This window comes from Roseivirga pacifica, from assembly GCF_900111145.1.
In the GTDB taxonomy this organism is placed as follows: domain Bacteria; phylum Bacteroidota; class Bacteroidia; order Cytophagales; family Cyclobacteriaceae; genus Roseivirga; species Roseivirga pacifica.
Map to the genome: position 1 here is coordinate 249,518 of NZ_FOIR01000003.1, position 19,020 is coordinate 268,537.

Consider the following 19,020-nt stretch of genomic DNA (forward strand, 5'->3'; position numbering starts at 1 on the left):
TAGGTAAAGCTACCTCCTCCTAATCTGTTGGTAAGGAAATACTACAGCAGATTCATTTCCGTCTTTGCCAACTGCAGCTACACCGAAGTAGTAATTGTCGATTACAATGCCTTCTAAAGTGTGCTCATTCACTCCTGATACATACACAAAGTTATCCCAGGTAGGCGAGGTGGTAAGTCTGTAATAGATCTTATAGCCGGCAATATTCTTGTCATCCGTAGCCTCCCACTGCAAAGTGGTCGAAGGCCTTACCGCACCACCAATGCGCACATCCTTAGGTGCTGGTGGCGCCCAAGCTAAGCCTGCCAATGAAATGGCATTTACAGATGTCAGCTTTTCTGCATAAGGAAAGTTCACTCCCTCAATTACATCACCATAAGCTATTCCATTCTCAGTCCTCAAGTCCTGGTGCTGACGGTTATAATTTTCGTGCGCCTCCATAATACGAACTCCTGCAAAACCCAAATCGTTAAACGGGCGATGATGCCCGCCTCTACCAAATCTATCCAATCGGTAGATCATCATCGGGTTCATTTCGGGCATGTAGGTTTTTACTTGCTTGTGGATGTAACGCGCTAATTGACGGGAGTTACCGTCTACTTCGCCTCCTGTAAATCTTCTAGCTCCTCTCTGGCGATCGGTTTCATTTGCTGGCGTTGGTTCAGAAAAAATTCTAAAAGTACGGTTGTCAATTACACCATCAACTCCCTCAATATTCCCGATCATATCGTTATTCAAAACACCTACTATATCCCAATTCTGCTCTTGGGCATACTTAGCAAGTCCTGCTCCTCCGAAAAGCCCTTGCTCCTCACCAGAAAGCCCAACAAAAGCAATACTGTGCTTGAATTTGTATTTTGAAAGTACTCTTGCTGCTTCAATGGTTCCTGCCATTCCAGAAGCATTATCGTTAGCGCCTGGGCTATCGGAAGTAAAATCGGTGGCACTACTCACACGTGAGTCAATATCTCCCGACATCATAACGTAACTATTAGGATAGTCCGTACCACGTAAAACAGCCACTACGTTTACAACATAAGCATCGTGCGGTACACGGCTACCACTACCCTTTTTCACAAGATCTTTCTGGTAAAAAACCTCAAGGCAATTGCCACATTCAACAGAAATCCGTTCGAACTCAGCTTTGATCCATCGTCTTGCTGCGCCAATTCCTCTGGTTTCCGAAACAGTATCAGAAAATGTATTTCTAGTACCGAAATCCACAAGCTTTCTAATATCTGTTTCAATCCTATCGGCAGAGGTATTCTCAATTATTTCATAAATGCGTGTATCAATTTGGGGAGGTGCCTGCTGTGCCTTGGTATTTGTACCCATTAGCATCAGAAAGCAGCCCAAAAGAGTGGTTAGTAGTTTGTTCATTTTAGTAAAGTTTGATTCAAAATAGAAAACATTCTACCGCTCAGAAAACAGAATATTTACCAGCGGAAATAATTGAGAAAATAATGAAAATCCGATAAGGGATTTGTACCGATTAGGTGTATTACAAATAAGACAATTCGCAGGAAAAAAATTATTTTCTGTTGATTGTAACAAACTTGGTACAATCATTGTCGTATAAGCCACAGAGAGATATTAAAGTAATGAAGACAAAAACGATAATTTTAACAGCAGCAGCATTGGTCGCCACAGGAATCGGTATTGTTAGTATAGCCGGTAAAAGAGTTAGCTTACCCAAGAAAAGAGCAGCAGTTAAATAACTGCTAACCGCCTAATTTCTTGTTAATTAAAGTTAAGTTTGATGCGCCCCTTATTTAAGGGGCATTTTCATTTATAAACTTTTATATTTTTGCCTAGAATTAAACTTATGCAAAAACTCTTACCTGCTGTATTTCTGCTTCTTATTGGGTTTACTGTAAACGCGCAGCGCACCGCTCCGCCAGACCCACTTCGTTTTATCGATACTGCCGTGGTTTACATGGATAACCAGGAGTACGAAAAAGCGGATGAGTACTATATGACTGCATTGGAGAAAATCGACCTACTTTCTGCAGACTTTTGTTTCTTCTTTGGTAAAAACTCCTTTTACCTTGGCAAATACACACAAAGTATCGACTGGCTTAACAAATACTTGGAATTGAAAGGTAGCCGAGGCCAGCACTCTAAAGAAACAATGGCCCTGCTCGACAAGGCTGAAGAGGCCTTTAGAAACACCAATAACACTAGCACAACCAGTGCCGAAACCAACAGCAAATTCTTTTACCGCAACACCATTGACTGTACAGAAGGCGAGGCAATTACATGTCCGTTGTGCAGAGGGCAAGATGTAATCATCACCCTAGACAAATTGGGAGAACGGTTGTATAGAACATGTCCTTACTCCACCAACGGAGTACTTACGTGTAAAGAATATAACTTACTAATTCAGGGGTTGCTTAAGCCAAAACACTAATTCAATTGACTACCAAATTCAGTTTTGAACCGTTGCTTTAGTCTAGCATCCATATTGTACACATCTTTATGAAAGTAGAGCGGCTCGTTTGGTCTACCATCTACCGTTAAGTACACATTTACCACACGCAGGGGCTGCTTTAAATAGACAACTTTAGTTTCACCGGTAGCTACAATGGCATCGATGTCTTTTTGGGTATATCCTTTTTGGTTGTCTAGTAAAATTTCGGCCAATCGCATAGGGTCTTTTACTCTAATACAGCCATGGCTAAACGCTCGAGAGCTTCTACTGAACAAATACTTGCTCGGTGTATCGTGCAAATAAATGGCGTACTTGTTCGGGAAGATGAACTTTACACGCCCTAAAGCATTGCCAGTACCTGGCCCTTGCACTACCGTATAATTAAACTTGTTCAAAGTCATTTCGTCCCAGTTAATGGTACTGCGCTCAACCACATTACCCTGATGATCTTGAAGTGTGAAGTTATGTGTTTGCATATACTCAGGATCATTCTTTATACGTTCAAACAGACTCTTATTAATAATACTTCTAGGGACCGTCCAAGTTGGGTTGAACACTAAGTACTTCATTTCGCTACCAAAAATGGGAGTTTGGGTATCAATTGCCCCGGTCATTACATCGGTATGCCAATGCACTTCATTATCTCTAAAATAGAACAAATGAAATCCGGGAATATTCACCACTATCATATTATCCTCTTTGGCAGCACTAAGCCACCTAATACGTTCCATATTAATGTCTAGCAGTTCTATTCTTGCCGTCAAACTTAGATTCAGCATTTCATAGGTACCTTTACCAATTATCCCATCCTGATCGATGCCATGGTACTTCTGAAACTGTTTTACCTGCTGCTCAAGCTCTGCTGAATATGCACCATTGGTACTTACCAAGCTACCAAAACCCAGTTGTGCTATACGGTTGGAAATATCCGAGACATAAGCAGATGAATCACCCTTGTGCAAAACCTTGTGATCGGGAATCCATACCAGCTCACCTTCATTTTCCAACATGGAAGCAAGCTTTGCCCTTTCACTCATAAAGTGAGAGTAAATAGCCACTTCAGGTATTAGTTCATTCAAATAATCTGGTAAATTCTTGCCGTTAACTGCCGCTAAAAAAGTATCAAGATCGGCCAATACATTGCTGCGGGCTGGGTAGTTCCAAGTACGAGATTCATTGGTCTGTAACCTCCCCGTAGTAAGGTGATGACTATAGAGTAACACACCATCGGACAGCAGCAAATCGAAATAATACTTAACACGTTCAGAACCCTCTCTTTCCTCAAGGTTCTCTAGTAAGAAATCAACGTGATAATCGTTTGGCACCAAACCATGCGCCACTGCATTCTCCAGCAGGTAAATCACCTTCATCACCTGTTGGTCATCGTTCCAAATGGTCTGAAATTCATTCTTGCTATACAAATCAATCATTAAGCCTTTAAGGTGGACTTTTTGATTGTTGAAAGGAACTTCACCACCATCATGGAGGTGTTCAATTATTCTTCTTAAGTCTGTGGGTTCATTGGCAACAGAAAGGCTATTCAATGCCAATAGTAAGGCAAGTATTGAGATGGTACGTTTCACGTTTAGGGCTTTAGTCTACCCTACTAATATACTTTGAATCTCGCTGGTAATCACGCGATGAGTGATATATAAACAAAACCGTTTTGCCCTTAATTAAATCGATTAGCTCCTTGTTTACCGTACGCGGTACTGCCGGACACCCAAAACTTCTACCCAAACGGCCGTGTTTTTTGATAAAGGGCTGCTCAGCATAATTAGCACCATGCATTACAATATTTCTTACCCGTGCATTATCATTTACCCCTTTTTCCAGCCCATCTAAGCGAAGTGAATAGCCGTTTTTACCTCGGTAAGTTTCGCCCGTTAAATAGAACCCCAAGCTGCTTTGGTAACTGTTAGGCTTATTAGAAAAAACCTCCGCCTTTTTCACGCCAGTATTTCTACCATGTGCTACGTGGGTCGAAAGTAAAATGGAATCATTGGCTACATCGTAAACCCATAGCCTTTCTTGAGTACTCGGTAAATCAAAATCGATTATTGTAATGTATTGCTTGGTTTCAGGCAAACTGTAGGCTTGGCTAATTGCGCTGTAACCACTAAGTGCATCGGCTAGCACCGATTGTCTAATCTGAGCTTTTAAAACGAGTGGGAATATCAACACCCACATAAGTAGAACCACCCTTCTCATATCCAACTTCTCAATAAGTACTTGAACGCTAAAACTATACAATAGTTGTAATAGCCTTTCGAATTAATCGATCCACTGTTGCCTCATGATTTGCAGAAAAACTGCCATTGGGCCTGTTAGCAATTAAGGCATTCAAACTGATCATTTGGTGCCCCAAAATTTTAGCCATGGCATAATAACCTGCCGTTTCCATTTCAAAGTTGGTAAAGCGTCCGTAGCCCGTTTCAATCTTGGCGATATCATCCGGTAAAGTAGGAAAAGCGATCGGCTTTCTTAGCGCCCTACCTTGTGGCGCATAAAAACCAGGAGCCGTAACCGTAACCCCTTGATAGAACTCTTCGCTGAATTTGGCCAATAACTCTTTAGAGCCCTCAGCCAAGTACGGCTTAAAGGGAAGTCCCAGCAATCGCTGTACCTTTAAACTAGCCGACTCAGCTTGCTCACTTTGCTCCCATTTGTAAAAAGCCATAAGGGTATCCAAACCGAGCGCAGCGGTCGAAACCAAAAACGCATCGATTGGAATATCAGGCTGAATACAACCAGAAGTACCAATACGGTAAATTCTTAGCGATTGCTGCTTTCTTTTAGGTGTACGTGTTGCAAAATCGATGTTAACCAAAGCATCTAGTTCGGTCATCAGCAACTCCACATTATCGGTCCCCATTCCGGAACTGATAACCGACAAGCGTTTTCGGCCAATAGTGCCAGTGTGCGTTACCAGCTCACGGCTATTTACCTGATGCTCAACCTTATCGAAGTATGCACTGATTTTAGGTACGCGCTCAGGATCCCCAACAACAATGATATCCTCAGCAACCATATCTGGATGCAAATTGAGGTGATAAACCCTGCCCTGAGGCGAGATAATCAATTCGGAATCGGGAATCCTCTTGCTCATTAACTTAGCTTTGCAGCTTCTCTTTTCACCCCTTTAAGCGGGTTGTAGTGATTGGTGTTCTTTTGATAGTAACCGGTACCATCGTATGGGCGTCTGCTTGGGTGCTTACGACACTCTTCAGAGCAACAGCCGTCCATTAACCAACCTGCTTCTTCCGTCATAGGAATATGTGCATTACACTCAGGGTTGGCACAATTCACCATTCTGTCGGTCGGTACCCCAGATACAAAGCACTTACTTACAATGCTTGGGTTTACCGAGTTTACATCGGCAGTAATTCTGTTATCGAAAACATAACATTTACCTTCAAAGTCTTCACCACCAGCTTCAATACCGTATTTGATAATACCACCATGCAGCTGATACACGTTTTCGAAACCTTGCTCTAAGAGGTAAGCACTAGCTTTTTCACACTTAATACCACCAGTACAATAGGTTACTACCTTTTTGCCTTTTAGGTGGTCAAGCTCTTTAACTTTTTCAGGGAAATCGCGGAAGTTATCGATGTCCAATGTCAAGGCATTTTTAAAGCGCCCAACATTATGTTCGTAGTTACTCCTTACGTCAAGAATCACAGTGTCTTCAGATTCTTCCGCCAAGATTTTCTTGAAGTCCTCTGGCTCCACATAGCCGCCAGTTCTTTTTCTAGGATTGATATGTCTGAGGCTTGAATGCACGATTTCGGGTTTAACCCTTACGTGCAATTTGGCAAAGGCCATTCGATCGTGCGCCTCTTCTTTAAATTCTGTATCAGCAAAACGGGCATCGCTGTGTATGTACTCCATGTACTTTTCACAGTCTTCTTTCAGGCCAGAAACTGTTCCGTTAAGTCCTTCAGGAGAAATAATGATTCTACCTCTCAGGTTGTTTTCAATACAGAACAAATGATGTTCTTCTCTGTATGCTTCGAAATCCTCGATTTCGGCATAGCAGTAATACAATAAAATTGAATACTTCTTTTCCATATGTCTGCCCTATTGCTTTTAGGGTGATAAATGTAAGTTACGATGTTATGAAGTGATGCCGTTTGAAGACTACTGAAGTTCATCAACAGGCCCCAACTTTAACACTACTAAACCTTAGCGGCTGGATTTCCGAATACGGTTTCGCCCGCCTTTACATCGGCTATCACTACCGAACCTGCTCCTATTCGAGCATTCTTACCTACTTTGATACCAGGAACAATGGTTACACCTGAACCGATAAATACGTTTTCACCAATTTCGGCACTGCTACCAATTACACTTCCCGCACCAATCTGTACTAAATCGCCTACTTTGGCACTATAGTCAACCGTTGCATTGGTGTGAATAAGACAGTGGTCACCAATTTTGGCATTAGCACCAATTACCACACCGCTATTAACAAACTCGCCATGACCAACGTGTGCGGAAGGAGAAATTTCTGTGTTGCTATGAATAGCATTTACAGGCATTTTCTTTCTACGCTCCTTCATCAGCTTTACCAAGCCCATACGCAAGTCTCTATCGTCAACAGCGATAAATCCTTCACACTTTTTACCGATAAGCTTTAAAAAGCCGTCATCATCGGTACTACCCAAAATCGATAGCTCTCCCAACTCCTTTCCGTGCAACTCTTTGTCATCATCTAGGTATCCATATACCACAATGTCGTTGCTCTCGAAAATTTCTACTGCCGCCTGTCCTAAAGGCCCTGCTCCAAAGATAATTACCGGGTTTTCCATAGCGTTTTTAAAATGCGGTGCAAAGATAGTGTTTTTAGAATTCTTAGATAAATCGAACCCATTTAACTTCTATTCTAATGAAACCACAGGGTTGAGGTAATCCGAACCGCTATTGCTTGATCAGTTCCGCACCAATATTACAGGCTATACATTGGCTGTTTGAGCAATAAAACCGATAGAGCTGCAACAATCCTTGGCTATCGAATGCTGAGGACACGTTCCAGCCTAAATCTTGCCATTGCTTGACTATACTGTTTTGCTCTTTGGGCATTGCAGAAAGCAGATTCACTGCTTGTTCCATGTAAGTATCGTTGGCGGTATAGCGGGCATACGCACCCAAAAGAGGAACCGTAACATTTATGATTAAATTATTGATAGATGACTTAGATAGTCCATTCACCTTTCTGCTCGAAGCAGCATCAAATCGATGGTGCGCAGACCAGTATTCAGCTGTTTCAACCTGGAGCTGCTTTTGTAGGTTTTTGATTTCCTCAGCCTCAATAAACAACTGAAACAGTTGACTATGTTTTGCCAAAAGCGCGGCTAATTGGGGTATTCTAATGGTAGGGTAATTCGCAGGCCGAACACGAGCAAAGTGCCACTCATTATAACTGAGCCCTTCCTTTAAATTATACTTCTGTTTTAAAAACAGATATTCCTCTTTTAGTCCGTTGGCATAACTATCATTCAAATCCACATTGAGCAAACCGGAAGCACCAAAGAGCAAAGCTTCCTTCTGTCGTAGTTGGTGGTGCTTGTTAATGAACTTAATGGGTACCGATTGGGCCAAACACAACATTTGTTCGGCATTGGTTTTAAAACCCATGCCTCGTGCCAACCATTGATAAGCTGTTTCGTCCCAGCTGCCATTGTTCTGCTCCAACAAAGCAAGCACCATTGCCGACTTTTGATTGATACGTTCAACCAGCGCCCTTTCGAGCATAGAAAGCCGTGTAATTACCCGCACATTCTTCAGCTGGCTCTCGCAAAGTACTTTTGCGGGCTGAAGCATAAGCGCCTCGTATCGCTTGAGTACACCAGGTTTTATAAGCCCCTTGAGCAGTAAAGTAGGGATAGCGTTTCCATGTTGATCGAGTACTTCCTTATCGTGCTCGAAAACCACGTGCAATACTACGCCATCATAGTTCTCGTCTGTTTGATGATTGTGCGCATACCAATCGGATGACTTAACATGAATCTCCACAGCACCAACCCATTGAAGTCCATCAATACTGAGTTTAGCCTCTTTAAAGTCTGGCCCAGCATGCAGGTTATGAAACCCAGAGTGTAAAATTTCAATAGGTTGCCCAGCTACAGTTTGTAACTGACGCTTATTAAATAGTTGATTTTTCCAGATGTAATGAAGAAAGGATTCTTGCATATTCAGTGTGTGTTCACACTGAATTTAGAGAAATTTAGCAAGAAAACCTTCCATTTCTGTTTGAAGCTCCTGAGCTTTCACACCTGCCGTTTTGGCAAAATCTACCGAGTCATCGGCATAAATGATGCCTCGCGAAGAGTTGACGAGCAGCCCACAGTGCTTGTTCATTCCGTATTTAGAAACCTCCTCTAAACTACCGCCTTGCGCACCTACTCCAGGCACCAACAAGAAATGATCTGGTACAATTTTTCGGATGTTCTGAAGTGCCTCGGCACGGGTTGCGCCTACTACATACATCAGCTCTTCATCACTGCCCCACTCCTGACTTTTACTCAGCACTTCTTCGTAAAGCTCACCACCTTTTTCCAAACTCAGGTTCTGAAAATCCTTTCCGCCTGCATTAGATGTAAGCGCCAATAGAATCACCCATTTATTATCAAATTCCAAAAATGGCTTTACGGAATCTTCGCCCATGTATGGCGCCACCGTAATCGAATCGAAATTCATGGCATCGAAAAATGCGCGAGCGTACATGTTAGAGGTATTGCCAATATCGCCTCGCTTGGCATCGGCAATGGTAAAAGCTTCCTTGGGAATATATTCAATCGTTTTTTGAAGGCTTTCCCATCCTTTTACCCCATGCGCCTCGTAAAAAGCTATGTTAGGCTTATAAGCAACGGCATAGTCAATAGTAGCATCAATAATCTGCTTGTTGAATTCAAAAAGCGGATCTTCTGCCTTTAATAAATGTTTGGGAATGCGATTTAAATCGGTATCCAGACCCACACAGAGATAGGAAGACTTCTGTGTGATCTGGTTGAATAATTCCTGCTTGGTCATAGGGTTTAGTTACGCAAATCTTCTTCGTATTGAACAGGATTTGCTTCTCTATCGAATTCGAAAAATTTATCGGGGAAGGTTTTGTTAGGTTCGAAGTTAGATACTTCGAAAGAGGACATAGCTCCAGCGTAGTCTACCAAATCCCAAGCTTTCAAATAGCCATCCTTCTGCCCAATGTACATAATGATGTTTGTGAAATCAGCATCTGGGTCAGTTGAAGTTAACTCAACCACATCAACCATTTCGCCTTTCACATCGTCTTGTCGCAAGTATTTGAAAGTAAAACCTTCTTTATAGATGTCGTAAATATTGGCTGGGTTAACCATTTGGCCTTCCGGCTCAAAGTTGCTAATAGTAAGTTCTTGCGCTTCTACCAAGTATGTCCATAGCACTGGGCCATTGCAATAAATGTGCTGCTCCTGAAACTTCAATACAAACTTATCATTCGATACAGAAGCTGATCCATTCATCAGATCTATTACTTCTCCCTCACTCATTACCTTTTGTACAAAGGCAATATTATAACCAGGCATTGCCTTATAAACGCTGCTCATTTTATCTAAAACAGCTTTTGGATCCTTCTCCTGTCCGTACAAACTCACACTCAAAACAAAGAGTACAAGCACACTGAAAATTCTTTTCATAATCTTTTCTAATCCAATCAATTATTGTTCAGCTCGTTCAATAATTGTTCCAAACTATATTCATCGGGAACCAGCACTTCTCTTGCCTTACTGCCTTCAAACGGCCCCACAATCCCTGCTGCTTCCAACTGATCAATGATTCTACCTGCGCGGTTATATCCCAGTTTGAGCTTACGCTGAACCAAACTGGTACTGCCTTGCTGGTGCGAAACAATTAGCCTTGCAGCTTCCTCAAACAAAGCATCGCGGTCAGAAAGGTCCATATCGGCTTTACCGCCATCTCCCTCATCTCCGGCAAACTCAGGCAACATGTATGCTGAGCTATAACCCTTTTGCGAACCAATGAATTCACAAATCTCGTCTACTTCTGGCGTATCTACAAATGCACACTGCATTCTTGTTATTTCAGAGCCCATAGAAAGTAACATATCACCCTGACCAATAAGCTGATCTGCACCACCTGCATCGAGGATAGTACGGGAATCCACTTTTGATGTAACCCTAAACGAAAGCCTGGCCGGGAAGTTCGCTTTAATAATACCTGTAATTACGTTTACAGAAGGACGCTGCGTAGCCACCACCAAGTGAATTCCAATAGCTCGTGCAAGCTGTGCCAAACGGGCAATTGGGGTTTCCACTTCCTTACCAGCGGTCATCATCAAGTCGGCCAACTCATCAATTACCAGTACAATGTAAGGCAGATATTTATGTCCTTTTTCCGGATTTAGTTTTCTATCAACAAACTTCTTGTTGTACTCTTTAATGTTTCTACAAGCCGCATCTTTCAACAAATCGTAGCGCTGATCCATTTCAACGCACAACGAATTGAGGGTGTAAATCACCTTTTTGGTATCAGTAATAATTGCATCTTCACTATCGGGCAGTTTGGCTAAATAATGCCTTTCAATCTTATTAAAGAGTGTAAGCTCTACCTTCTTCGGATCTACCAGAACAAACTTAAGCTGCGATGGATGCTTTTTGTAAAGCAAAGAAGTAAGAATGGCGTTCAGCCCAACCGACTTACCCTGACCTGTAGCACCTGCCATAAGCAAGTGAGGCATTTTGGCCAAATCGGCTACATAAACCTCATTCGAAATGGTTTTACCCAAAGCAACAGGTAGCGCTTTGTCCGAGTTCATAAACTTTTCGGTAGAAATAACCGAACGCATAGAAACCATTTCCTTATTAGCGTTTGGCACCTCAATACCAATGGTTCCCTTACCAGGAATTGGCGCAATAATTCGAATACCTAAAGCTGCCAAGCTCAATGCAATATCATCTTCCAGGTTTTTGATCTTGGAGATTTTAACCCCGGCTTCCGGTATAATTTCATACAGCGTAATGGTTGGACCAATAGTCGCTTTAATGCTCGAAATACCGATTTTAAAATTGGTGAGCGTTTCCACAATCTTATCCTTGTTGGCCTGGAGTTCGTCCTTGGTTACGTTAATTTTTCCCGTAGAATACTCTTGCAACAAGTCAATTGTTGGGAACTGGAATTTGGCCAGGTCCAATGTGGGGTCGTAATGTCCAGCTTTTTCTACCAGCTTGTCTGCAGTTTCTTTTATCTCCACCTCAAATGCCGGTTCAGCTTCCTTCCTAGGTTCAGGAGCTGGTGTTTGCGGCTCAATTTCTAGTTCTAAGCTGCCATCATCAGACTCTGGCTCTTCTTTAGTTGCACCAATATCTGTTGTTAGCTCAATCTCTTGCGGCTCCTCAGCAGGCTCAGTTTCTGGCTCTTCCCTAGCTGGTTCTGGCTCGCTAGCAGCCTTCTGTTGTTCTTGCTCTTCCTTTAAGCTAACCACCCAATTCTTCAGTTCCTCTTCAGAGTCGCCAGTTGGCTCTTCCTCAGTATCAGATTCATTATCAGCTGATTTCGGTTCGCTGGCTTTGCTGGTAACTGGGGCTTCTTGCCCTTCCTCAGCCATTACGGGAGCCTTTTCCGTAGTTAAAGTAGTTGCCTTCTTTAGAGTGAATACCTGCGTGATATTAAAGTAGAAAATAAGGAACACGAGCAGTGTAAAGGCCAGTAGTAAAATTGTACCAAAGCCCAATAGGCTATCGAAATACACGGACATTTGATAACCGATACCTCCGCTATAAAGGCTCCATTCGGAAACACCATCGCCCGAACGTGACATTGAGCCCATTAGTAGGCTAATCCAAAGCAAGAAGAATACTGTAAATACTGTAGCCCTCTGAAGGCTGATCAAAGATTTGCCCCAAACAATTTTATAACCGAAAATGAAAAGCAAGGGTGGAATAAGAAAAGCGGCCACGCCAAACCATGCAAAAATAAGTTTATGGGCAGTGAGAGCACCGAGCAGCTTCATCCAGTTGCGGGCTTCTTGCCCTAGTGCTTTTACGGTTTGTCCATCATCAAAAAATGCTTCGACCACACTTTGGTCGGCTTTGCCCGTGAACAAATAGCTGAAGCAGGCTAAAAGAATAAATACCGAAGCCAATAAAAGGAAAAAGCCAACAGAAAGCTGTAGGCGTCTATCTTTTAAAAAGTTAAGCTGGACTTTAGGAGCGCGGACTTTTTTGCTCTTTGTTTTTCCTTGATTCGACTTGAAAGTATTTGATTTATAGGTGTTTTTAGCCATTTAAAAATCTTAAACCTGATATTACGAAAATAATCTAATTTTTAGGAATGAACGTGTGGAAAGCCTATTTATTAGCCTGTTTCCACTTTAGAATGCCACGATTGATATTTTTGATCATGGCGGGGCCTTCGTAGATAAAACCAGAGTAAACCTGCACCAAACTGGCACCGGCTTCTAACTTCTCTATGGCATCTTCAGCAGTGTAAATTCCACCAACCCCAATAATCGGGAACGATCCCTTCGACTTTTCAGACAAGTGACGAATAACTTCAGTAGACTTACTTTTTACGGCCTTGCCACTTAAACCACCGGCACCAATTTCGTCTACAGTAGATTTTGGTGTTACCAGCCCTTCTCTTGAAATGGTCGTATTTGTGGCAATAACACCATCGATTACAGTCTCAAGCACAATTTCTACAATATCGTCCAGCTGCTCAGCTGTTAAATCCGGAGCAATCTTGAGCAAAATAGGTTTCTTTTGATCGTACTTTGCACCTTCCATTTTTAACGTTTGCAAAAGCTGTTTAAGCGGCTCTTTTTCTTGCAGCGCCCTAAGGTTTGGCGTATTTGGCGAACTCACATTCACCACAAAATAATCTACATAAGGATAAAGCGCTCTGAAAGAAATGAGGTAATCATTTACCGCCTCTTCGTTTGGAGTCACCTTGTTTTTACCAATGTTTCCACCAATTAAAACATCTGTCTTTTTCCGTTTTAATCGCTCAATTGCATCCTCTACCCCTTCATTATTGAAGCCCATGCGGTTGATCAAGCTCTGATCATCTGGCAGGCGGAACAAGCGTGGTTTAGGGTTACCAGGCTGGCCAACAGGTGTTAGCGTTCCTATTTCAATAAAGCCAAAGCCAAAAGCAGAAAGCTCATCAAACAACTTAGCATCCTTATCGAAGCCAGCGGCAAGGCCAACCGGGTTCTTAAACTTCAACCCAAAACACTCAGTTGCTAAGTCGGTATGCTCAAAGTTGTAAAGGCCTTTGGCAATTCCTGGTACTCCAGGGACTTTAAAGAGCCTTTTGAGCCAGTTGAAAGTGAAATGGTGAGCCGATTCGGCATTTTTCGTAAACAGAAATGGGCGGATGAGCGATTTATACAAAGCAAAAATTTTAGCAAAAATAGAACATGCCTAAGGAAAGGAAAGCATTCTCTAACTACTTTTTCTCAATTAAGATTTAAGCGCAAAGATTTTCGCCCTAACATTTTCTTCTGTGCCAGAATAATCTGAATTTATTGAAGGAAAACGAGGGAAACTATGTATCAAAAAATTCTGGTGCCAGTAGATTTCACCAACAAATCGCTGAAGGCAATTCAAATGGCTAAAATAATTGCGCACAAAACTGGAGCACAGGTACAGCTAGTGCACGTTATTAGAGCGGCCTTGGCGGCCTATCTAGACGAGTTAGGGAATTACAAAAGCAAATACGAAACTGGCCAAAAATTTCTGGACGATATTATTGAAATGAACAGGACCAAAATGGACGAGTTCATAGCAAAAGTTGAGCTAGACGGCATTAAATTAGACAGCAGCTTTAAAGTAGACAGTAGCCCCGATAAAATTGCCGAACTGGTAACAGAAGAAGGCTTTGACTTGACAATTGTAGGCAACTACGAGCATGAAAAATTTGACGAGTTTCTGAGAAAAACGCACCCTGAGAAAATAGCCGCTTTGGCTAAAAACCCTGTAATCACAGTTAACAATGCACCGGCCGATGGCACAATAAACCGTATTTTAGTGCCAACTAACCTAGTGAATGATTGCTCAAAAAAAATTGATGAATTATTGAATTTTCAGCGCACATTTGCGGCCAAACTGAACTTTGTGTACATCAACACCCCTACTTACTTTAAGTCGACACCTGAACTAGCTCAACTGCAAGGCACATGGGCCGAAAATCACGGCATTGATGTAAATGACATTACAGTTTTTAATGCGCTGAACCTTAAAAAGGGAATTTTAGCTGCAGCAGACTTTCATCAGTCCGATATGATTGGCCTTTTTTCTCGCCACCAAGGCTCTGTTAAACATTTGGTAAGGGGTACAATAACGGAGTGGCTTATTTCAAAGTCAGATATTCCAGTAATTACGTTCAACCTCAACTTGTAATGACCCAACCTTTCGAATTTTTAAGATTTACTCCCAACGGCTATATCAACACGGCCATTTATACGGTGCTGATTTTTATCGCAGCATTTATACTACTCAAGATTTTAAGGGCCATTTTAACCCGATTTATTCATAAGTCGAGTGGAGACCTTAGAGTAGACCCAACCCAGTTTAAGTTTTTGAACAATGCATTGGGCTTTGTCATTTACCTCATTGCCATCCTCATACTGTTCCTTACCATTCCCGAGCTTGAAAAACTGGGCTACACACTTTTTGCCAGTGCTGGTATTATTGCGGCTATTGTAGGTTTTGCCTCACAAGCAGCATTTTCGAATATTGTTAGCGGTATTTTCATCGTCATATTCAAGCCATTTCGCGTTGGCGATATTGTTAAAATCAGCAACCTATATTCTGGAGTGGTAGAAGACATTACACTAAGGCACACCGTAATTCGCGATTTTGAAAACAAGCGCCTAATCATTCCGAATTCCGTGATTAGTGCCGAAACCATTCACAACGCTAATATTATTGAAGAGCGCGTATGCAACCATATTTTTTATGGTATTAGCTACGATTCGGACATCAACCTAGCTACTAAAATCATTCAGGAAGAAGCCATGAAACACCCGCTTTTTATGGACAACCGGACTGAAGAAGAGAAACAAAACGGCAACCCTGCGGTTATTGTAAGACTATTGGAGTTTGCCGAATCGAGCATTCAACTTAGGGCACAAGTTTGGACCAACGACCCCATTGAAGGTTTCGAACTAAAGTGTGATATTAACAGAACTGTAAAAGAAAGATTTGACCGTGAAGGAATTGAAATACCTTTCCCCTATAGAACTATTGTCTATAAGGAGAAAAAGGAGAAAAAAGACTGAGGCGGTTCAGCCCAACAAAAGCTTGAACCAAATGCCGGGTTCGCTCATATATACGGGCGAACGACAGGTTGATACGCTTAGAATGGAGATGATTCGTTTTGATGCGGAGAATCTGGAAGAAGAGCTCCTTACTACCCAAACGCTGGAAACTGTGCGCAAAGAAGGCATGGTAACATGGCTGAATGTGGTTGGTTTGCACGAAACTGATAAAATGCGCGCAATTGGCGATGAATTTGAAATTCATAACCTAGCGCTTGAAGACATTTTGAATGTGAACCAGCGCCCCACTTTCGATGAGTACGACAACCAATTCTTTGTGGCCACCAAAATGTTCCGTGCGGTAAACGAGGTCATTATTTCTGAGCAATTCAGTATGATTGTGGGCAAAGGCTTTATTGTCACGTTTCAGGAAAAAGAAGGCGACATATTCGATGGCGTTCGTTCCCGACTCAGAAACACAAAAGGCCGCATAAGAACCCGCAACAGCGACTACCTGGCCTTTGCCTTGCTCGATGTTATTGTGGACCATTACATGGCCATTATTGAAGAATATGGCGATGAAATAAACGATCAGGAAGTACAACTTTTAGAGAACACCAAGAAAGAAATGCTCAAGGAACTTAACCTGAGCAAAAAGGAGGTGAACTACCTGAGAAAATTCGCCCGACCACTTCGCGATACCATCATTAACTTCAATAAATCGGACAACCCCTTAATTGATAAAAAGACAAGGCCTTTCTTAAAAGACCTAAACGACCACATGACCCACGTTACCGAAACCATAGAGGTATACCGTGAAACGATTAACGATAACCTGAACACCTACCACACCCACATGACCAACAAGCTAAACGATGTGCTGAAGCTGTTGACTATATTTTCCGTGGTGTTTATTCCGTTAACCTTTGTGGCAGGTATTTATGGAATGAATTTTGAAAACATGCCCGAGCTGCACTATCAATATGGATACTATATTGTGTGGGCAGTAATGATTACCCTTGCATTAGGAATGATCATTTACTTTAAAAGAAAAAGGTGGCTGTAGCACTATTTAAGCAATGAGATATTTAAAACTTTCAGCCCTGGTTATTTCACTAGGGCTATTTTTTTCGGAAGCAAAAGCACAGAAAACCCAAATAGACCTACTGTTTATAGGCGATGTAATGGGGCACGATGCCCAAATTGTATCGGCTTACGATTCGGCCAAGCAAATTTTCGATTACAACGAGGTTTTTGCACCCATACAACACCTGATGCAAGCACCAGATTTCACCATTGCCAACTTGGAGGTGACCTTGGCTGGAGCTCCTTATGGCGGCTACCCGCAGTTCTCCTCGCCTGACGAACTAGCCGTAGCTTTAAAAAATAGCGGTGTTGACGTTTTGGTCACAGCCAACAATCATTCTGTCGACAGAAGGAAACAAGGCATTCTGAGAACCATTGATGTTTTGGATTCTTTGGAAATTCAACACACTGGAACATTTAAAGACGATGTAGACAGGGCCAAAAACAACCTATTGCTACTCGAAAAGAACGACATCAAGCTTGGCCTGCTAAACTACACTTATGGCACCAATGGTATTCCTGTACCCGCCCCAACGGTTGTGAATCTAATCGATACCACCGCAATGAAAGAAGATATTTTGCTGGCCAAACAACAAAACTTAGATAAACTCATCGTGTTTTTGCACTGGGGAAAAGAATACGTTCACCTTCCAAACAAAGGTCAAAAGCAATTGGCTGAATTTCTATTTAAGCAAGGTGCGGACATTATTATTGGAAGCCACCCGCACGTGTTACAGCCTATGGAAATGAAGGAAACGGCAACCGGAAAGCAATTTATCGCTTACTCACTAGGTAATTTTGTGTCAAACCAACGTACGCAACCACGCGATGGTGGTGCCATGGTTAAGCTAACCTTGGCAAAAGAGAATGGAAAAACTGAAATCGCCAATCATGGCTATTACCTTACTTGGGTAAACAAAACCTTCTTGCCCAAGCGCGCCAAGTTCGAAATTCTTTCTGCGGCAGAAGTTGAGGCCAATGAACACAAAGGATTAAGCGATTTTTCTCGCATCAAAATAAAGTCCTTTGTAGACTCAAGCCGAGTGCTTTTTCAGAAACATAACATTGGTGTAGAAGAGATCAAAAACTAACTTCTGGGGTGGAAATCCTGAATGATTTGCCTCAGATAGTCTCTGTCTAAGTGCGTATAGATTTCTGTGGTGGTGATAGACTCGTGGCCTAGCATTTCCTGCACGGCACGTAAATCCGCTCCACCTTCAATGAGGTGCGTGGCAAAAGAGTGCCTAAAGGTATGCGGACTTATTTTCTTCTGAATGCCAGCTTTAGCCACTAAGTCTTTGATAACGATAAAAACCATTTGGCGGCTAAGCTGGGCACCCCTCCTGTTCAAAAACAAAAAACCCTCATGGCCCAATTTTATATCCAAATGCACACGAACTTCCTCCTCATACATTCTTATAAATTTCATAGCTTCCCGGCCAATCGGCACTAAGCGCTCCTTGCTACCCTTGCCAAGTACACGCAGAAAACCAACTTCCCAGAGTACGTTGGCCTTCTTTAGCCCAATTAGCTCTGACACACGCAGCCCCGAACTATAAAGTGTTTCCAGCATGGCACGGTTACGCATACCCTCAGGTGTTGAATGATCTATCGCCCCAAGAATGCTATCAATTTCTTCAATGCTCAATGTATCGGGTAACTTTCTACCCAACTTAGGTGCCTCTAGTAGCAAAGACGGGTCAGCCTCAATCTCATTGGTATAAAGTAAAAACCGAAAGAACGATTTAAGTCCAGAGATCATTCTGGCTTGGGTAAAAGCACTAAAGCCCAGCTCATTGATGTACTCGATAAAGTCTTGCAGCTCAATAAGCGCCACTTTGGTTGGCGGTACGTCACGCTTGGTCATTTCCAAAAACTGATGCAGTTTTTCGGCATCCCGCACATACGCATCTACCGAATTAGCACTAAGCGAACGCTCTAAGCGCAGGTAGTTTTCGTACTCCTGAATGTAAATTTCCCAAGCCATAGGCAAGTATAAGAAGTTCGAATTGGATATTGACTACTTTACCTGTTACCAACAATTTTTATATTGAGTTGCTTCATATGTTAGAAGTGTTAAACATATATCTGTAGAAGGCAAAAGCTCACGATAGCTAGTGGGCTTCTATGGCTCATAGTCGATAAAAGTTTACTATAGTTAATGTTGTGCCCATTTAAATAAAGCCCACCGAAAAGACAAAGAGTGCTATCGCACACATTGCTTTTTCTCGCCCAGACA

Annotated in this window: 17 protein-coding genes; 5 read left to right on the forward strand and 12 right to left on the reverse strand. The window is 42.3% G+C overall.

The window, feature by feature from the left end; translation table 11 throughout:
- Positions 1 to 9: 9 nt before the first annotated feature.
- Positions 10 to 1,380, reverse strand: a complete 1,371-nt coding sequence (locus BMW98_RS16245) for a M28 family peptidase (RefSeq protein WP_090259846.1) — start codon at positions 1,378 to 1,380, stop codon at positions 10 to 12.
- 445 nt (positions 1,381 to 1,825) lie between these two features.
- Between BMW98_RS16245 and BMW98_RS16250 the strand changes: the two genes are divergently transcribed.
- On the forward strand, positions 1,826 to 2,410 hold the full coding sequence (locus BMW98_RS16250; protein WP_090259848.1) for a tetratricopeptide repeat protein: 585 nt from the start codon (positions 1,826 to 1,828) through the stop codon (positions 2,408 to 2,410).
- On the opposite strand, the gene BMW98_RS16255 is transcribed toward BMW98_RS16250, so the two are convergent.
- The 10 genes from BMW98_RS16255 to BMW98_RS16300 form a co-directional block, all read right to left on the reverse strand.
- Positions 2,407 to 4,014 carry a L,D-transpeptidase family protein gene (locus BMW98_RS16255; protein ID WP_139177624.1) on the reverse strand — a complete coding sequence of 536 codons (1,608 nt, stop codon included), beginning with the start codon at positions 4,012 to 4,014 and terminating at the stop codon, positions 2,407 to 2,409. The genes BMW98_RS16250 and BMW98_RS16255 overlap by 4 nt on opposite strands.
- Positions 4,015 to 4,024: 10 nt before the next feature.
- Complete coding sequence (locus BMW98_RS16260) at positions 4,025 to 4,684, reverse strand: murein L,D-transpeptidase catalytic domain family protein (protein WP_245733624.1); 660 nt, start codon at positions 4,682 to 4,684, stop codon at positions 4,025 to 4,027.
- The gene (locus BMW98_RS16265; protein WP_090259854.1) at positions 4,677 to 5,540 is read right to left on the reverse strand and encodes a nucleoside phosphorylase; all 864 of its coding nucleotides are present in this window, start codon (positions 5,538 to 5,540) and stop codon (positions 4,677 to 4,679) included. Before BMW98_RS16265 ends, BMW98_RS16260 begins: the two co-directional genes overlap by 8 nt.
- Positions 5,540 to 6,505, reverse strand: coding sequence for an oxygen-dependent tRNA uridine(34) hydroxylase TrhO (gene trhO / locus BMW98_RS16270; RefSeq protein WP_090259856.1), 966 nt, complete (start codon positions 6,503 to 6,505; stop codon positions 5,540 to 5,542). Before trhO ends, BMW98_RS16265 begins: the two co-directional genes overlap by 1 nt.
- 107 nt (positions 6,506 to 6,612) lie before the next feature.
- The gene (locus BMW98_RS16275; protein WP_090259858.1) at positions 6,613 to 7,245 is read right to left on the reverse strand and encodes an acetyltransferase; all 633 of its coding nucleotides are present in this window, start codon (positions 7,243 to 7,245) and stop codon (positions 6,613 to 6,615) included.
- A 109-nt stretch (positions 7,246 to 7,354) separates the two neighbouring features.
- A complete protein-coding gene (locus tag BMW98_RS16280) occupies positions 7,355 to 8,626 on the reverse strand; it encodes a DUF2851 family protein (RefSeq protein ID WP_090259860.1) in 1,272 nt (423 codons plus the stop codon).
- A gap of 24 nt (positions 8,627 to 8,650) precedes the next feature.
- Positions 8,651 to 9,466, reverse strand: coding sequence for an orotidine-5'-phosphate decarboxylase (pyrF, locus tag BMW98_RS16285; protein ID WP_090259861.1), 816 nt, complete (start codon positions 9,464 to 9,466; stop codon positions 8,651 to 8,653).
- Between the two features lie 5 nt (positions 9,467 to 9,471).
- A complete protein-coding gene (gene lolA1, locus BMW98_RS16290; RefSeq protein ID WP_139177626.1) occupies positions 9,472 to 10,110 on the reverse strand; it encodes an outer membrane lipoprotein periplasmic chaperone LolA1 in 639 nt (212 codons plus the stop codon).
- A gap of 17 nt (positions 10,111 to 10,127) precedes the next feature.
- Positions 10,128 to 12,716, reverse strand: coding sequence for an FtsK/SpoIIIE family DNA translocase (locus BMW98_RS16295; RefSeq protein WP_090259865.1), 2,589 nt, complete (start codon positions 12,714 to 12,716; stop codon positions 10,128 to 10,130).
- A gap of 64 nt (positions 12,717 to 12,780) precedes the next feature.
- Positions 12,781 to 13,827 carry a quinone-dependent dihydroorotate dehydrogenase gene (locus BMW98_RS16300; protein ID WP_090259867.1) on the reverse strand — a complete coding sequence of 349 codons (1,047 nt, stop codon included), beginning with the start codon at positions 13,825 to 13,827 and terminating at the stop codon, positions 12,781 to 12,783.
- 156 nt (positions 13,828 to 13,983) lie between these two features.
- Here BMW98_RS16300 and BMW98_RS16305 point away from each other — a divergent pair, with 156 nt between their 5' ends.
- Genes BMW98_RS16305 through BMW98_RS16320 form a run of 4 tightly spaced genes read left to right on the forward strand, consistent with a single transcriptional unit; the run spans position 13,984 to position 17,872 of the window.
- The gene (locus BMW98_RS16305; protein ID WP_090259869.1) at positions 13,984 to 14,835 is read left to right on the forward strand and encodes a universal stress protein; all 852 of its coding nucleotides are present in this window, start codon (positions 13,984 to 13,986) and stop codon (positions 14,833 to 14,835) included.
- Positions 14,835 to 15,716, forward strand: coding sequence for a mechanosensitive ion channel family protein (locus BMW98_RS16310; protein WP_090259870.1), 882 nt, complete (start codon positions 14,835 to 14,837; stop codon positions 15,714 to 15,716). The genes BMW98_RS16305 and BMW98_RS16310 overlap by 1 nt, the downstream gene beginning before the upstream one ends.
- 31 nt (positions 15,717 to 15,747) lie before the next feature.
- Positions 15,748 to 16,761 carry a magnesium/cobalt transporter CorA gene (gene corA / locus BMW98_RS16315; protein ID WP_139177628.1) on the forward strand — a complete coding sequence of 338 codons (1,014 nt, stop codon included), beginning with the start codon at positions 15,748 to 15,750 and terminating at the stop codon, positions 16,759 to 16,761.
- Positions 16,762 to 16,774: 13 nt separating this feature from the next.
- On the forward strand, positions 16,775 to 17,872 hold the full coding sequence (locus tag BMW98_RS16320) for a CapA family protein (protein ID WP_090259876.1): 1,098 nt from the start codon (positions 16,775 to 16,777) through the stop codon (positions 17,870 to 17,872).
- Here the strand turns inward: BMW98_RS16320 and xerD are convergent.
- Positions 17,869 to 18,768 (reverse strand): site-specific tyrosine recombinase XerD, encoded by a 900-nt coding sequence (gene xerD / locus BMW98_RS16325; RefSeq protein ID WP_090259878.1) that lies wholly within the window; start codon positions 18,766 to 18,768, stop codon positions 17,869 to 17,871. The two genes, BMW98_RS16320 and xerD, sit on opposite strands and share 4 nt — an antisense overlap.
- Between the last annotated feature and the right edge of the window lie 252 nt (positions 18,769 to 19,020).

Bases quoted from the DNA above. Each gene is read 5' to 3' on its own strand.
- BMW98_RS16280 (WP_090259860.1), bottom strand. From the start codon at position 8,626: ATGCAAGAATCCTTTCTTCATTACATCTGGAAAAATCAACTATTTAAT.
- pyrF (WP_090259861.1), bottom strand. From the start codon at position 9,466: ATGACCAAGCAGGAATTATTCAACCAGATCACACAGAAGTCTTCCTAT.
- BMW98_RS16320 (WP_090259876.1), top strand. From the start codon at position 16,775: ATGAGATATTTAAAACTTTCAGCCCTGGTTATTTCACTAGGGCTATTT.
- BMW98_RS16295 (WP_090259865.1), bottom strand. From the start codon at position 12,716: ATGGCTAAAAACACCTATAAATCAAATACTTTCAAGTCGAATCAAGGA.
- BMW98_RS16265 (WP_090259854.1), bottom strand. From the start codon at position 5,540: ATGAGCAAGAGGATTCCCGATTCCGAATTGATTATCTCGCCTCAGGGC.
- lolA1 (WP_139177626.1), bottom strand. From the start codon at position 10,110: ATGAAAAGAATTTTCAGTGTGCTTGTACTCTTTGTTTTGAGTGTGAGT.
- BMW98_RS16310 (WP_090259870.1), top strand. From the start codon at position 14,835: ATGACCCAACCTTTCGAATTTTTAAGATTTACTCCCAACGGCTATATC.
- BMW98_RS16250 (WP_090259848.1), top strand. From the start codon at position 1,826: ATGCAAAAACTCTTACCTGCTGTATTTCTGCTTCTTATTGGGTTTACT.
- BMW98_RS16275 (WP_090259858.1), bottom strand. From the start codon at position 7,245: ATGGAAAACCCGGTAATTATCTTTGGAGCAGGGCCTTTAGGACAGGCG.
- trhO (WP_090259856.1), bottom strand. From the start codon at position 6,505: ATGGAAAAGAAGTATTCAATTTTATTGTATTACTGCTATGCCGAAATC.
- BMW98_RS16245 (WP_090259846.1), bottom strand. From the start codon at position 1,380: ATGAACAAACTACTAACCACTCTTTTGGGCTGCTTTCTGATGCTAATG.
- corA (WP_139177628.1), top strand. From the start codon at position 15,748: ATGCCGGGTTCGCTCATATATACGGGCGAACGACAGGTTGATACGCTT.
- xerD (WP_090259878.1), bottom strand. From the start codon at position 18,768: ATGGCTTGGGAAATTTACATTCAGGAGTACGAAAACTACCTGCGCTTA.
- BMW98_RS16305 (WP_090259869.1), top strand. From the start codon at position 13,984: ATGTATCAAAAAATTCTGGTGCCAGTAGATTTCACCAACAAATCGCTG.